Source organism: Sphingobacterium paramultivorum (assembly GCF_014109745.1).
GTDB lineage: Bacteria > Bacteroidota > Bacteroidia > Sphingobacteriales > Sphingobacteriaceae > Sphingobacterium > Sphingobacterium paramultivorum.
This window is the reverse complement of the sequence record NZ_CP058555.1, coordinates 187,528-202,211: the sequence shown is the minus strand read 5'-3', so window position 1 is coordinate 202,211 and position 14,684 is coordinate 187,528. Positions and strand designations below refer to the sequence as shown.

Here is a 14,684-nt window from a genome sequence, read left to right as displayed (position 1 = left end):
ATTTGTTAAGAAATAAGGCTTTTTACATCTTTTGTGATTAGTTGCGCTACTTCACCTATCTCGGAGCAGATATAAACGGTTTTATCCATCTTTTCCAGATAAAGAGCAAACTCGTCGAGTACCTCAACGTCATTCCCGACGAGAATAAAACAGTCGAAAAGATGACCAAGGCTTCCAAGGGTTTCTATTTTTAAGCTTAATCTCTTTTGGAAAAAAATCATAACAATCATAACACATATTTTTAGAATACTTAAATGGCGCCCCGCTGACACCAAAAAACAACGGGGACACCATAGATAATCAGATTTGAAATGCATCAGCAAATCGGGCAAACGTTTCTCGTGCCGCATAAATGGCATCTGCAGCATGTTCTTCCGAAATATTTGCACGCAAAACATCAATAAAGACATTCCATTTCTGATTTGTTTCTGAACCATAGCCGGAGAAGAACGATACTCCTTCAGTTATTCCGTATTTCCCAAGCATTTGAACAATGACCATCCCGCCCATCACGGAACCCTCCATGACGTAAAGTGCACCCAGCGCCTTTGCCATACTGTCGATGGTAGGGACATGTACTTCTGGAAGTTCGTTCAGATCTCCACCTAAGTCCACGATATCCTCAGCAAGACTAACGGCATGTCGCCTTTCGGGATAATCTGCCAATATATTCGCAGTGATATATGGAGCAATGGCTTCTTCTAAATTCTTGAAATAGCTATAAAATATTTTCAACAGATCTGCGTATTCCGCATTGCTACGGATCGACTTTAATCTGGCGACAACCAATTTCTCCAATTGTTGGTGCGGTGAGGCGGTTTGATTTCTTAATTCTTCTTGTATCATCATTATTGTTTTTTATTGTAAAAGGTGATTTTTGTTCTATCATTCTACACCGCCACCCAGACTGCGATACAGGTCGGCAATGGCAGACAGCTCCTGACGTCGGACAGATGCGAGGTCAAGTTCGCTCTGCAATACATTAACCTGTGCTGTAATCACTTCGAGATAGTTTGCCATGCCATTCACGAAAAGGGTATTGGCATTTGCTGTTGCCTGCTGCAGTGTATTGACACGTTGGGCTGTAATGTACTGCTGCTGTTTCAGCTTCTCGATCTTTACTATGGCATCGGAGACCTCTCCAACCGCTCCCAAGACTGTTTTTTGAAATGCAACAATTGTTTTCTCTCGTTCAATAGCAGCTATCTTATACTGTGTGCTAAGTTCCTTATGCTGGAGTAATGGCTGTAAGATAGTTCCGCCCACAGTACCAAAGAGTGCTCCCGGAATATTGAACCAATCGCTTGCTTTCAGTGCCCCCACTCCGCCTGCGGCAGTAATTCGAAGTGCAGGATACATCTGCGCTTTGCTGATGCCTACTTTTGCATTCGCAATCACCAGGTCCAGCTCGCGGCTCCGGACATCTGGTCGTCGCCGAACCATATCAATGGGCACACCAGTAGAGAGCTGCTCCGGAAACTTAATCTCATGAAGCACAGTACGCCCCAGCTGTATACCCGGCAATTCACCAGCAAGCACATGTAGCGCATTCTCCTGCAATATGATTTCCTTTTCAAGTTGCGGGATCAGCTCCGCGACTGCCAGTCGCTGTGCCTCTGCTTGCTGAACCGCCAAATAGGTGGCCTGCCCCATTTTATACTGCACATTTGTAATACGCAAAGTACTATCATTTAATGCCATATTCGCTACTGCGACACGACGCTGCTGATCTAGCATAAGAAGATTATAATAGCCTTTTGAAACACTGATAATAAGATCGGTCTGCAAGGCTTTACGAGCCTCATCACTCTGTAAATAAGCGGCAAGCACGGCTTTGTTGGAATTACGGATCTTTCCCCATACATCGGCTTCCCAAGTCAAACTGGCTCCTAAGGAATAATCCTCGATATGATTGGCCCCTAAAAACTGACTTGCCGTCATCCCGTTGAGGCTGTAATTAGAAGGATTACTTGTATTTCCCGTTGCATTGAGACTGACAACAGGTAGATTGTTCCATTTTGACTGCCGTACAAGCAGATGTGCTGATTCGATATTTTTCAGCGCGACCTGCATGTCAAAGTTTTTCTTCAGGGTACTATCGATCATTACCTGCAACACTTTATCCGTGAAAAAACTCTTCCATGGCAGCATTGCGATACCAAGCGTATCTTTATCGGTCTCTCCACGGAAAGCCGCAGGAAGTTCTGGTTTGGGCAACTGGACGTCTTTAGTGATCGCACAGCCAACCAAGGTGCCTAGTAATGCAGTGATAAGAATAATTTGACGATAGTTTTTAGTTAAATAGCTCATAAATTGTCTCTTTTATTTGTCTTAAGCTTCTATAGCATGTTGGATCGCTGGTGTTGGTTGCGTTTTCCTACCCGATATTTTCTCCTGCAGAGCCTGAAACACAACGAACAGCACCGGTATGATAAACAATCCCAGAATGACACCACTGATCATTCCCCCTGCAGCACCTATACTGATCGAATGGTTTCCCATCGCGGACGGTCCAGTGGCCCGCATCATAGGGGAAATACCAGCGACGAATGCGATTGAGGTCATAATAATAGGACGGACACGCAGTTTGGCTGCCTCTAATGCGGCCTGCAACAATGTAAGCCCTGCATGTCTGCGCTGTACCGCAAATTCGACGATCAGGATTGCATTTTTGGCAAGTAGCCCAATCAGCATAATCAGTGCCACTTGGATATAGATATTATTGTCAATGCCTGCAATTCCGATAGCTGCAAAAACGCCTATTATACCTGTTGGAACTGAAAAAACTACGGCCAAAGGAAGGATATAGCTGTTATACTGGGCACACAGCAGGAAATAAACAAATAGTAGAGAGAGCGAAAAAATAATCACGGACTGGCCCCCGGACGAGATCTCTTCCCTAGTCATTCCCGAAAATTCATACGAGTAACCTGATGGCAATACATCAGCTGCGACTTCCCGGACAGCGAGGATAGCGTCACCGGTACTAAAGCCCGCTTTGGGCACAGCATTGACACCGATCGAGTTGAAAAGGTTATATCGTGTAATCACCTCTGGACCAAAGACTCTTTTCAAACTGACCATTGTTTTTACGGGAACCATCTTGCCAGATCTGTTCTTGACATAGACTTCGTTCATCGAAGCCGGATCTGCACGTTCCTGTTTATCGGCCTGTACCATGACCCGATAATACTTACCAAAGCGATTGAAATCGGAAACTTGCGCACTGCCGAAGAAAGATTGCATTGTTCCCAAAACATCTTTTTCATCCACCTCCAATTGTTCGATTTTTTCGTGGTCTAGAATCATCTCGTACTGTGGATAATCTGCACGGAAAGTGGTAAATGCGACAGCTATTTCTTTGCGTTTGCTCAACTCGGCAATAAATTTGTTGGCAATACCACCAAATTTATCCAGCTTGCCGCCGGCTTTGTCCTCGAGGACCAGATCCAGCGCATCCACATTGCTAAATCCAGGAACGGTAGGAAAAGAAAACACAAAGCATTGGGCTCCCTTTATTGTATTGAGCCGTTTTTGAATTTCAGCAATGTTAGCAGAGACATCGTTCATTGATCCGCGCTCACCATCCTTTTTCATCCTGAAAAAGGCTACTCCGGATGACGGACTGGTGGAATTTGTCAACACATTGAAACCTGCTACTTCATTGAATGCAAATTTCGCTTTCATATCCCGCACCTTATCGGCCGCCTCATCAAGGACTGCCTGCGTCCTATTCATGGACGAACCCGGGGGAAGATTGACCGAAATTGCAATAAAACCCAAATCTTCTGACGGTATAAAACCTGTCGGAGTCCGACGAATAAGCCAGCCCGTAATTACAACAACAAGCGCTAACCCAGCGAGACTTGCCCATTTAAACTTGATCAGCTTTTTCACTGCTATAACATACTTAGCTGTTATATTTTCAAAGCCTTTATTGAAAGCGTAGAAAAAACGCTGTTTAAAATTTGTGGGCTCTTCAGCATGACCATGATTGACATCTTTCAACAATAAGGCACATAATGCTGGACTGAGGGTCAAAGCATTCAATGCAGAAATAACAATTGCAATAGCTAAAGTAAAGGCAAACTGACGGTAAAACACACCTGCGGACCCTTTCATAAAGCCAACGGGAAGAAATACTGCTGCCATAACCAAAGTAATCGAGATGATGGCACCAGTAATCTCGTGCATCGCGGACATCGTTGCTTTTTTGGCTGTCATATTTTTATTTTCCAGTTTGGAATGTACTGCCTCAACAACGACAATGGCATCGTCTACGACTATACCTATGGCCAATACGAGTGCAAATAGGGTGAGCAGGTTGATAGAGAACCCGAAGACAGACATAAAGAAAAACGTACCTATAACCGCCACGGGAACTGCAATAGCCGGAATCAGTGTGGACCGGAAATCCTGCAGGAATAGATATACGACTATAAAAACAAGAATAAAGGCTTCCAGAAGTGTATGCTCTACCTGATCAATGGATTGATCAAGCATATCCTTGGTATTGTAGAGTATCTGCTGCTTGATCCCCCGTGGAAAATCTTTTTCAGCTTTTTTCAAAAATTCGGCCACCTTCGTCTGTATTTCTCTCGAATTGGTGCCAGGAAGCTGTATGACCTGGAATAGCACACTTTTTTTATCGTGTACGGTATTTAATGAATTGTAGGTGTAACTGCCCAGTTCCACTTTGGCGACATCTTTAAGTTTGAGCATACTGCCATCTCCATTCGTTCTGATGATCATATTCCCATAGTCCTCGGGTCTAGTATACTTACCCGCATATTTGAGTACATATTCGAAAGATCTGTCGCTTGATTCACCAAACCTTCCCGGTGCCGCTTCCTGATTTTTACTTTTGACGGCGGCCATCACTTCTGTTGGTGTAATGTTGTAAGCGGCCATTTGCGCCGGATTGAGCCATATCCGCATCGAATAATCTCTATTACTGCCGTAAAAAGTGACTTGGCCAACGCCCTGTATACGTTTTAACTCCGGAATGATGTTGATCTGAGCATAATTGGTCAGATATGTTGCATCGTATAGTTCGGGCTTATCACTCATCAAATTAATCGCCATAATAAGCGAATTTTGTACCTTTTGGGTGGTAGTACCGGCCTGGACAACTTCTGGAGGAAGCAATCCCGTAGCAGATGAAACTCGATTCTGTACATTTACAGCGGCCTGGTCGGGATCTGTGCCCAGCTTGAAGTATACGGATATGATGAGTGTACCGTCGTTGCTCGAAGTGGAACTCATATAGGTCATATTTTCAACTCCATTAATGGCTTCCTCCAGCGGTGGCGCTACCGCACGCACCATCGTTTCGGCGTTGGCACCGGGATAATTGGCCGAAACCTGAACCACTGGAGGTGCTATATCCGGAAACTGTTGTATAGGTAGATCCATCAGACCTACCGCGCCAAGAATGACCAGCATGATGGAAACTACAGTAGCGATAACTGGCTTATCAATAAAAATTTTTAACATGGTATAATAGTCTTTAGCATAAGTAAAATAAGGTGACTAGTTGCTCGCCATTTTATCGGATGATATCTCGGGCTTAACAGCCATTCCATCTTTAAGGGACTCCAGCCCTTTTAAAATAAGTCTGTCCCCACTAGTCAGGCCGTTGGAAATGTAATAGCTGTTTCCGGCAGCTCCGGTAACCGTTAATGCAACCTGCCGGGTTTTGTTGTGCTGGTCAACGACATAGGCAAAGAGCTTGTCCTGCATTTCGAACGTAGCTGCCTGGGGTACAGCAACTACACCATGCTGCCTCAGGCCAAGTCTAATACGGCCTGAATTGCCTGAACGAAGCAAACCTTGCCTATTGGGAAAGGTAGCCCTTAGGGTGATTGCTCCAGTAGACCTGTCGAATGCTGCATCAACCATATCAAGCCGACCCGTTACGGAATAATCAGCTCCACCAGAAAGCACCAGATTTACCGCAGCACTGTTCTTTAACTTTTCGTCGATTGAACGACCTTGCAGACCATCCTTAAAGGCGACAAAATCAGCTTCTCCAACAGAAAAATAAGCGTGAACCTCCCTATTGTCGGAAAGATAGGTCAATGACTGGGCATCGGACGGAGCAACAAGACTACCGGTTTTCTTTCCGAGACGGCCGATATAGCCACTTACGGGAGCTTTAATGGTAGTAAAATTTAAGGTGATTTTGGCATTTTCTATTTTTGCCATCGCTTTTCGTTCACCCGCTACCGCTGCGTCATAGCTAGCCTGTGCTGTTTTCAGCTGATAGTTTGATACGACTCGATTATCAACGAGCGCTTTTAGCTTTTCGACTTCAATTTTTGCGGTCTGTACTTCGGCCTGCGCTATGGATAGCTGCGCTTTCGCATCGTTATATGCTTCCCGGTATGGGCGTGAATCGATCAGGAAGAGTGCTTGGCCCTTTTCCACATAGGCACCTTCCTGAACCAAAACCCTTTCCAGGATTCCATTCACCTGGGGGCGGATCTCGACATCAGTAAGCCCCTCTAGCTGTGCAGGATATTCTGTATAAACGACCGTATCGGTCTTGTTTAGAACCAGCACTGGAACCTCAGGAACACTGGGCTCCTGAACAGGTTGATGACCTGGTTTGCAGGAAGAAAATATGATAACTGGAATTGCAATTCCGAGTAACAGATTTTTTTTCATAAAAATTTGATTTGATATAATAGAAATGTGTAAGAATATGAGTGACTGCTGAATTTCTTGAGTTATTCAGTGCTGGTAGTACGGATTAATCAGTAAGTATACGACCACGCCAGTAAAGCTGACATACAACCAGATCGGCATGGTCCACCGGGCAATCTTGCGATGCTGATTAATTCTATTGTTTAGCGCAAAAGCCATGGCTAGGAGCCCAAGAGGCACAATGACGGCTGCCAGCACAACGTGCGTGACCAAAATAAAGTAGTAAATCTCTCGCAATATGCCATCTCCTTTATAACTGGTAGAGGGCATAGAGAAATGATAAAGCAAATAAGAAAACAGGAATAAGGAGGTAAAGGAGAAGGCAAGAAATATTGAACTTCGATGCAGGAGTATGTCTTTACGACGAACTGCAAACAATGCAAATAGTAGCGAAAAGAAGGTTAAACCATTTAAAATTGCATTGAGCATGGGCAGGCTGGAATAATCACAGCCTGCTACCAAGCTTACTTTTGGCATAAAAAAAGTAAGCAGGATTAAACCATTAATAACAATGGTGAGTACCCAGATAAGTAATATAGAATTTCTGTATGGCATTATTTTATAGATATTTTGTGATTGATGACTGAGCTGGTATTCGTGCAAACATGGATAAATATTGATTTCAAGAATTAAACATACTACATGGTATGTTTTTGAATATAAAAAGGTTTTTATTGCGCATGATATTTTTTTAACATACTAATCAGTATGTTTTAATACGTAAAAATTAGATTTTAATAACTCACCAAAACATACTATAAAGTATGTTTTTATAAAAAATTTTACTTCAATGAATCCAGGTATTGTCGGAATTCGCTTAAAAATGATACATAATAGGGTTTACCCAATAACTTGCCCATATTTCTGACACCATGGTATAATGTTATGATATGAAGCGCTATCTGTTTGGCATCATGCGAACGCGCTAACTGTCCTGTCTCCTGCCCCCGTATGATCTCAGCTTCGATCGCTCTCTCCCATTTATTCAACGATTTTTTCAACGCTAACCGAAATGCATCATTCAGCGGAGCCATCTCCTGAATGAGATTTACAGCCGGACAGCCATGCTCAACCGTCATAAACGGATGTTTAAAGAGAAGTTTATCCATCATTTTATAAATGTTATCTCTAAAATTTGAGCTTGATGACAGTGAATTTTGAATGTCTGGCCAAATCTCCGTATGCATAGCTTCATCTATCAACGCTATACCCATCTCTTCTTTATTTTTGAAATGATAGTAAAAGGCTCCTTTAGTCACCTGTGTTGTAGCCAGGATGTCATCAATACTTGTCGATTGAAAACCCTGCTTGTATATCAATTCCATTGCTCTTCTGAGAATATCGGATCTTGTTGCCTGTGCTTTTGACATAAACATACCAATTAGTATGTCGCAAATATACACAGCAAATGCACCACTTGTCACCCCCACTTGTCATTCTTAAGTAAAACTGAAAAATTAAAGGAAGTAGTCACTTCATCTCTATTCTTTAGCTATTAAGGGCTAACTGTATGTAAAATGTTTTTGACGGTAAAATGACTCGAGGAAAATCAAAACACTAGATTCTTTTAATATGTTTGCAAACATACTAGTTAGTATGTAATTTTATTTACCTAACACTGAAGCAATTTTTAAGTGAGAAATTTCATCATTTAGGCATTTAGATGAAAACATACTAGTTAGTATTTTTTATAAATTAGGCAAAATAACGAGCCTTGATCTTTTATCTATTATCCATAAAAAAATGTTATGTATTACTTTTTTCTTGTTTGTCATTCAGCTATTCGATGGTTTGTCTTAGGTAGTCTAATTTATGCCATATTCACTGCGTTCAGTGGATTGAGATTGAAAAAAAAATTCAGTCCCAAGACCAATGCTGTTCGTCACTGGACTGCAACCATTGCCCATATTCAGTTATTAATCGGAATGGCACTTTATATCCAAAGTCCTATTGTCCTAGCTAAAACGACTGACGGATTGGGTTCGATGGCTAATCCGCATGTTTTCTTCAAATATATCCATATTTCGCTTGCGGTAGTGGCAATCGTGTTGATTACGATCGGTTCAGCTAAAGCCAAACGTATGCAGGAAGACCAAGCCAAATATCAAACCATGCTATGGTGGTTTTCCGCAGCATTACTTATTATACTAATTGCGATTCCATGGCCGTTTTCTCCCCTGGCAGCACGCCCCTATCTACACTCATTCTAAATCAATTCATTATACGCTACTAATTTTCAACGTACAAATGTTAAGTCAAATTTTTAAAACACAGTTGGGCCGCCTGCGGCTGCTCAGTTATCTGGAAGGTATTTCGCTTCTTATCCTTGTCTTTATTGCGGTACCATTAAAATATTGGGGACAACAGCCCATGCTGGTTAAAGCGCTTGGACCAATCCATGGTATGCTCTTTTTATGGTTTATTATATCAACACTTAGTGTGGGGATCGAAAGGCACTGGAGATTCAGACAAACAACTTGGAAAGTATTACTTGCCTGCCTTATCCCCTTCGGTACATTTTATATCGATAGGCGTATTCTTAAACCTATCATGGAGGCTGAATGAATAAGAAAACGATAATCGTAGCTAGTATAGCTTTCATAAATTTGATCATTATTTTTGTGGGATACCATATCCGACCTTCTCATTTAAATTATGATACAGCATCCGTAAAGCTAGACTTTACTGTACCGCCCAACTTTCCCGTCCCAAATGCTCCATTCGGTCAACAACAGATAACCCCAGCCGGATTCCAACTTGGAAGGCTTCTCTTCTATGATCGGGTGCTTTCCCTAAACAATTCCATTTCGTGCGCAAGCTGCCATCATGCAGCCGCAGCTTTTTCAGACGAGAATAAGGCGTTGAGTCAAGGTATGAAACAATGTACCGGAACAAGAAATGCTCCGGCACTATTTAATCTTGCCTGGCAAAAGGAATTTATGTGGGATGGACGCATCAAAGAATTGCCACTATCATCTCACAATGCCATTACCAATCCTTGTGAAATCGCCAACAGCATGGTGGGCGCAGTTGAAAAACTTCAGTCGAACAGCAATTATAAAGGATTTTTTAAAGCTGCTTTTGGTTCAACAGCTATAGATTCGACAAAAATGCTGAACGCACTTGCACAGTTTATGACTATGCTCGTATCTGCTAATTCACGTTACGACAAATATACAAGGCATGAAAATGGTGGCATCTTTACGGATACGGAGAAACAAGGGTATACATTATTTAAAAAAAATTGCAGCGTATGTCATCGGGAGCCATTATTCACAGATATGAGTTACCGTAATAACGGTCTAGACCTCATATCCCGAGACTCGGGGAAAAGTAGTTCGACACATTTGGCAAGTGATATAGGAAAGTTTCGTGTGCCCTCACTCCGAAATATTGAAGTCACGGCGCCCTATATGCATGATGGAAGACTCGGAACACTGGAAGAGGTGCTAGACCATTATGCTGAAGGCATAAAGCAGAATTCTAATCTAGATGGGGAGTTACAACAAAATGGCAAAATAGGTATTACGCTTTCTTCTAGTGAAAGAAGCAAAATTATAGCTTTTTTAAAAACGTTAACAGACAATGACTTTTTAACCGATCCAAGATTTCAACGGCCATGAACAGATAAGATTAGGATAAATATCGATAGCACTTTTAAGCATCTTTCTATAAGGGAGGTACCAAAAAAAAACAGGGAATTTTAGACCTTTCTTTAGGTTTTATTCTAAATCTTTATATATATATATATCTATTTATGTATTACTATTTTTTTTAGTATATTTATCTTCATAAAAAGTAAAATAAAATTTTAATAGCCAATATGCCGTCTAGTTTTCTCGAGCTGACGGGAAGAACTTATCAAATCTAAATATATGGCAAAGAATAAAAAGATTAATGTACAGGGAGTAGATATTCTCCTGTATCAAGAACATCAAAATGATCACATATCACTTACCGATATTGCCAGACACAAAGATTCGGCACATACTGACGATTTAATTAAAAACTGGATGAGAAATCGCAATACAATTGAACTCTTAGGTTTTTGGGAAAGTATATATAATCCCAATTTTAAACCCGTCGAATTCGACGGGTTTAGAAAACAAGCTGGTCTCAATAGTTTTGTGATGACTCCCAAACGCTGGATAGAAAATACCAATGCAATTGGTATAATTTCTAAAGCTGGGAGATACGGGGGAACTTTTTCGCTTCCTGGATTTCAATCGAGTTTAAACTTTATATAATAAAGGAGTTTCAACGTTTAAAAGACGATGAAAACAATCGTTTGAAATTAAACTGGGACTTACAGAGGACACTAGCAAAAGTAAATTATCACATTCATACTGATGCAATAAAGGAAAATCTCATTCCAGCAGAAATTACAAAACAGCAAGTGAGTTTCGTTTATGCAAATGAAGCCGATCTGCTCAATGTTGCACTATTTGGAATGACCGCTAAGGAATGGAGAGATGCAAATCCTGATAAGAAAGGCAATATCCGGGACTACGCGGTTATAGAACAGTTGGTCGTGCTAAGCAACATGGAAAGTATAAACGCGTTATTAATTTAACAAGGAGTACCACAAAATGAACGGCTTATGCAACTGAATAAAGTAGCGGTGACACAAATGAAGTCGCTCGTAGAAAATAAGGCCGTTAAAAAATTGAAATAGTACGTCGCTATGATGAGCCAAGGTAGCTCTGACAGCATCCATTATGGACTTTAGTAGCTAACAACAGGTCAATAGTCGATCCAACATAAATCATCATTGCCTATTTCCTGCTCGCAAAAAGGAGTTGCAATTTTGAATTTCACAATTTTTTCAAGACTTTATTTAATTCAATTACGTTTTCTCGATATCTTGGATATTTTCGAATATTTCGAACACTATGATTTTGATTATTTACGGTACCCACTTCATCGAATTCAAAAAAGAGCTCGTCAATTAAAAGTCCGTTTAATATACAACTAGAAATATATTCTGCATTTTGTTCAAACTTTGGTATTGCTTTTAAATGGTCATGTATAATCTGCTTCGCATTGTCTTTTTGATGTTGTTCAATTGCCGTCATGGGTAACATAAGCAGAAATAAATGTTCAAACTGCCGGAGTGATAAATGTTCATCCCAAGTTAGAAACCATGCTTCAAAATGTCCTCCCAAATTTCCAAAGTAAATGTCGTTAAGAAAAAATATAATTTCATGATCTTGAAATTCAATTAAGAAAGTTATATCTTCCACTAAATTTCCTCCGATAAATTTTAAAGATTCTCCATCTTTATCTATCGAAAAAAATTGTTCTTCCCATTCAGCTAATTTTTCTTTGTCAATTCCGATTACTTCTAGTGCTTCGTCAATGTTGATCTCGTTGATGTCATCGTACCCATTGAACCATTTAATATACGTATACCAAAAGAACGTATTGTCTTCTAAGTTGTTTAGTGTAATTTGTCTATTCATATTTAGCTACTGCTATTTAAAATTAGTCAGACAAGCCAATTTATTATACTACCTCCCCTTCAGCTAATATAGTTGAAATATCTTTTGGTTACCCCCCATAAATTTTATTATTTTATCCATCAAACTTGAGGTACTTCCCGCAGTTTGATCCCGGGCGAAAAATCCGCTTTCAAAATATCTTGTTCGAAAAATTATCCTGTCTATCAGACTATCAACGCGATGCAATGCGTTAGATATGCAATTCTATTTCTTATCCTATGCTAAGTCGACCGAAGAACAAATCCGTTAAATTTATAAGACTGCAAATGATCAAAATCCAGATAAAATGGAACAGAGGGTTATCAAATGTAGACTATACTGAAAAAGAAAAAAATAACCAAAAAATATAAAGCTATGCAAAAGATAATTCCAAACCTTTGGTTTGACAGCAACGCACAGGAAGCCGCGGAATACTACCTTTCGGTTTTCAAAAATGGAAAAATAATCAATATTACGTATTACCCGAACTCAGAAGCCGAGGGACTGGCTGATTTCCAGAAGGATTTTGCCGGAAAGGTGCTTACCGTTGAGTTTGAGATTCTTGGAATGCGTCTCATCGGGATCAATGCCGGCCCGATATTCAAATTTAACGAGGCTATTTCCCTGATGATCCCATGTAAAGACCAGACTGAAATAGACTACTATTGGGAAGCACTTACATCGGGTGGAGGACAGGAGAGCGTTTGCGGGTGGCTGAAAGACAAATACGGATTAAGCTGGCAGGTTTGTCCTGAAAACTGGGCGGAACTCAACAAAAGACCAGGCGCATTCAAAAAAATTATGGGCATGAAAAAGATCATTATTGCCGATTTCTAAAACTAGGTAACGACAAAGTCCATATTCAAACACTGGTGTAAACTCGAAAAAATAAACGTACCGGCAACGCAGCAATGGCCGCTAGGTTTCAATCATAGACCGAGGCCTTCTTAAAAATTTGAAAATGCGTCTCTGATTATTGCGCAAGCCATTATCTTTCAATAGGAGATTGGTCTAGGTAATTTTCAAATATCGAAAATCCGACAGCAGTAACATCCAAGGCAACATTGGACAGAATAATAATTGCTTTTTGAGATTTATCATCAAATGCCACAAAAGACCTAAATCCACCTGTACCTCCAGAATGATGAAATATCGCCTTACTTCCAGCCTTTTTAACACGCCAACCCAATGCCATAGTTTGATCCTTATCTGCAAAAGTCAGCTGATGTGTCAAATGAATGGCCTTTGTCAGTTTATTTTTGAAGCCTAACTGTGCCTTCATAAAAATAATCATATCGTCCAATGTAGATCTTATGGCACCAGACCCCGCCAAAGATCCCAAGTGCCAATACGACGTTGGCCTACCTTTTTCATCGTATCCTTGTACCACGTCGGTATCCCCTAGTGATGTATTTTTCATTCCCAAGGGCAAACAAATATTATCAATGACCAATTGTCCAAAACTTTTGTTACTATGACGTTCTAATGCTACACCTAAAACCCCAGCGCCTAAATTTGAATAAGAAAATCTGACTCCGGTCTGAGACGAAACATGATAATTTTTAAGGAAATGGAAGAGTGAATCAACCTTATAATGACTATAAGGATCTGCCGGAACGGCATTAGTCGTAAAAATATTATCCGGGAGCCGAGGAAATCCAGCGGTATGATTTGATAATTGCACAAGTGTGATCGGATGACCATCCCATGCTAAACGAGGAATGGAATCGGGCAGGTATTTACTGATCGGATCCTCTAATTGCATATTGTCTTCAACTACTTCTTTTGCCAATAAAAGTGAGGTGAAAATTTTTGTAACTGACCCAATCTCAAAAATACTTTTGGAAGCATCTGGAAGTTGTTTACTTGTCTTAGCAATAGCTCCATAACTATATTTTCTTTGTCGCTTTCCATCAATTACCGCTAACATAATACCTGTGGCAGCACCCTTTTGAATATAAGGCCTGACGATTTTTTCCACCAGCAAATCTATGGAGTCTTTTAACGGATTATTACTTTCTGCTTTGAAATTCTTATTTTCTATGAAAAATGGCAGTTCCTTAAAATTCATCCTTAGAACCTGTTTCTCATTATCAAGCAGAACAGAAAATAATTGTTCGGAGTTTTCAAATTGAATGGTATAATTATACCCGTTTTTAGTAGAATCAACAAAAGAAAAATATTGCATCATGCCCACATTTGCCACAAACTTCCGCATTCCCAACGAAAACTTTTCTTTTGAAATTTTAGATTGATAAGTGGCGGACGATTGCCCGTAAATCTCGTCTGATTTTTTTTCATTAAAAAGTCTTTGAAACTCCTCCATAAAATAATTGTAATCGGCACGAGTAGCCTGGGCAGGTAAGTACCGTACCGAGAACAGCAATAAAACCAGGAGACTGTAAAATCTATAATTTGGTTTAATTTTCATTTTTGTGTATTTCGGGTATGTTTAACAAATTTAATATATCCAATTGAAGAATCTTTACTATTTTC

The 14,684-nt window shown here is 40.4% G+C and carries 15 protein-coding genes; 6 read left to right on the top strand and 9 right to left on the bottom strand.

Features of this window, described 5'->3' with window-relative positions; all coding sequences use genetic code 11:
* Positions 1-5 precede the first annotated feature (5 nt).
* From HS960_RS00860 to HS960_RS00830, 7 genes are all read right to left on the bottom strand, one after another.
* Positions 6-230: a hypothetical protein gene (locus HS960_RS00860; RefSeq protein ID WP_153847670.1), complete on the bottom strand. Its 225-nt coding sequence runs from the start codon at positions 228-230 to the stop codon at positions 6-8.
* Positions 231-300: 70 nt separating this feature from the next.
* Positions 301-849: a biliverdin-producing heme oxygenase gene (locus HS960_RS00855; RefSeq protein WP_228280151.1), complete on the bottom strand. Its 549-nt coding sequence runs from the start codon at positions 847-849 to the stop codon at positions 301-303.
* Positions 850-885: 36 nt separating this feature from the next.
* The gene (locus HS960_RS00850; RefSeq protein ID WP_182331031.1) at positions 886-2,310 is read right to left on the bottom strand and encodes an efflux transporter outer membrane subunit; all 1,425 of its coding nucleotides are present in this window, start codon (positions 2,308-2,310) and stop codon (positions 886-888) included.
* Between the two features lie 21 nt (positions 2,311-2,331).
* Entirely contained in the window at positions 2,332-5,496 is a 3,165-nt protein-coding gene (locus tag HS960_RS00845) for an efflux RND transporter permease subunit (RefSeq protein ID WP_182331030.1), read from the bottom strand.
* Positions 5,497-5,532: 36 nt separating this feature from the next.
* Positions 5,533-6,669, bottom strand: coding sequence for an efflux RND transporter periplasmic adaptor subunit (locus tag HS960_RS00840; protein WP_153847673.1), 1,137 nt, complete (start codon positions 6,667-6,669; stop codon positions 5,533-5,535).
* A 66-nt stretch (positions 6,670-6,735) separates the two neighbouring features.
* The gene (locus HS960_RS00835) at positions 6,736-7,263 is read right to left on the bottom strand and encodes a DUF420 domain-containing protein (protein WP_153847674.1); all 528 of its coding nucleotides are present in this window, start codon (positions 7,261-7,263) and stop codon (positions 6,736-6,738) included.
* A 227-nt stretch (positions 7,264-7,490) separates the two neighbouring features.
* Positions 7,491-8,078 (bottom strand): TetR/AcrR family transcriptional regulator, encoded by a 588-nt coding sequence (locus tag HS960_RS00830; RefSeq protein ID WP_159728141.1) that lies wholly within the window; start codon positions 8,076-8,078, stop codon positions 7,491-7,493.
* A 378-nt stretch (positions 8,079-8,456) separates the two neighbouring features.
* Between HS960_RS00830 and HS960_RS00825 the strand changes: the two genes are divergently transcribed.
* From HS960_RS00825 to HS960_RS26845, 5 genes are all read left to right on the top strand, one after another.
* Positions 8,457-8,918 (top strand): hypothetical protein, encoded by a 462-nt coding sequence (locus tag HS960_RS00825; protein ID WP_182331029.1) that lies wholly within the window; start codon positions 8,457-8,459, stop codon positions 8,916-8,918.
* Positions 8,919-8,955: 37 nt separating this feature from the next.
* Positions 8,956-9,273 (top strand): DUF3817 domain-containing protein, encoded by a 318-nt coding sequence (locus HS960_RS00820; RefSeq protein ID WP_182331028.1) that lies wholly within the window; start codon positions 8,956-8,958, stop codon positions 9,271-9,273.
* Entirely contained in the window at positions 9,270-10,331 is a 1,062-nt protein-coding gene (locus tag HS960_RS00815) for a cytochrome-c peroxidase (protein WP_182331027.1), read from the top strand. The genes HS960_RS00820 and HS960_RS00815 overlap by 4 nt, the downstream gene beginning before the upstream one ends.
* Positions 10,332-10,583: 252 nt before the next feature.
* The gene (locus HS960_RS26850; protein ID WP_228280149.1) at positions 10,584-10,955 is read left to right on the top strand and encodes a KilA-N domain-containing protein; all 372 of its coding nucleotides are present in this window, start codon (positions 10,584-10,586) and stop codon (positions 10,953-10,955) included.
* A 41-nt stretch (positions 10,956-10,996) separates the two neighbouring features.
* Positions 10,997-11,281: a hypothetical protein gene (locus HS960_RS26845; RefSeq protein WP_228280147.1), complete on the top strand. Its 285-nt coding sequence runs from the start codon at positions 10,997-10,999 to the stop codon at positions 11,279-11,281.
* Between the two features lie 241 nt (positions 11,282-11,522).
* Here HS960_RS26845 and HS960_RS00805 read toward each other — a convergent pair whose 3' ends face one another.
* Entirely contained in the window at positions 11,523-12,170 is a 648-nt protein-coding gene (locus tag HS960_RS00805; RefSeq protein WP_182331026.1) for an Imm19 family immunity protein, read from the bottom strand.
* 393 nt (positions 12,171-12,563) lie between these two features.
* Between HS960_RS00805 and HS960_RS00800 the strand changes: the two genes are divergently transcribed.
* Positions 12,564-13,025 carry a VOC family protein gene (locus HS960_RS00800; protein ID WP_182331025.1) on the top strand — a complete coding sequence of 154 codons (462 nt, stop codon included), beginning with the start codon at positions 12,564-12,566 and terminating at the stop codon, positions 13,023-13,025.
* A gap of 151 nt (positions 13,026-13,176) precedes the next feature.
* Here HS960_RS00800 and HS960_RS00795 read toward each other — a convergent pair whose 3' ends face one another.
* Complete coding sequence (locus HS960_RS00795; RefSeq protein ID WP_182331024.1) at positions 13,177-14,619, bottom strand: serine hydrolase; 1,443 nt, start codon at positions 14,617-14,619, stop codon at positions 13,177-13,179.
* Positions 14,620-14,684 lie beyond the last annotated feature (65 nt).

Coding starts and splice junctions, on each gene's coding strand:
- HS960_RS00860 (WP_153847670.1), bottom strand. CDS start 230: ATGATTGTTATGATTTTTTTCCAAAAGAGATTAAGCTTAAAAATAGAA.
- HS960_RS00855 (WP_228280151.1), bottom strand. CDS start 849: ATGATGATACAAGAAGAATTAAGAAATCAAACCGCCTCACCGCACCAA.
- HS960_RS00850 (WP_182331031.1), bottom strand. CDS start 2,310: ATGAGCTATTTAACTAAAAACTATCGTCAAATTATTCTTATCACTGCA.
- HS960_RS00845 (WP_182331030.1), bottom strand. CDS start 5,496: ATGTTAAAAATTTTTATTGATAAGCCAGTTATCGCTACTGTAGTTTCC.
- HS960_RS00840 (WP_153847673.1), bottom strand. CDS start 6,669: ATGAAAAAAAATCTGTTACTCGGAATTGCAATTCCAGTTATCATATTT.
- HS960_RS00835 (WP_153847674.1), bottom strand. CDS start 7,263: ATGCCATACAGAAATTCTATATTACTTATCTGGGTACTCACCATTGTT.
- HS960_RS00830 (WP_159728141.1), bottom strand. CDS start 8,078: ATGTCAAAAGCACAGGCAACAAGATCCGATATTCTCAGAAGAGCAATG.
- HS960_RS00825 (WP_182331029.1), top strand. CDS start 8,457: ATGTATTACTTTTTTCTTGTTTGTCATTCAGCTATTCGATGGTTTGTC.
- HS960_RS00820 (WP_182331028.1), top strand. CDS start 8,956: ATGTTAAGTCAAATTTTTAAAACACAGTTGGGCCGCCTGCGGCTGCTC.
- HS960_RS00815 (WP_182331027.1), top strand. CDS start 9,270: ATGAATAAGAAAACGATAATCGTAGCTAGTATAGCTTTCATAAATTTG.
- HS960_RS26850 (WP_228280149.1), top strand. CDS start 10,584: ATGGCAAAGAATAAAAAGATTAATGTACAGGGAGTAGATATTCTCCTG.
- HS960_RS00805 (WP_182331026.1), bottom strand. CDS start 12,170: ATGAATAGACAAATTACACTAAACAACTTAGAAGACAATACGTTCTTT.
- HS960_RS00800 (WP_182331025.1), top strand. CDS start 12,564: ATGCAAAAGATAATTCCAAACCTTTGGTTTGACAGCAACGCACAGGAA.
- HS960_RS00795 (WP_182331024.1), bottom strand. CDS start 14,619: ATGAAAATTAAACCAAATTATAGATTTTACAGTCTCCTGGTTTTATTG.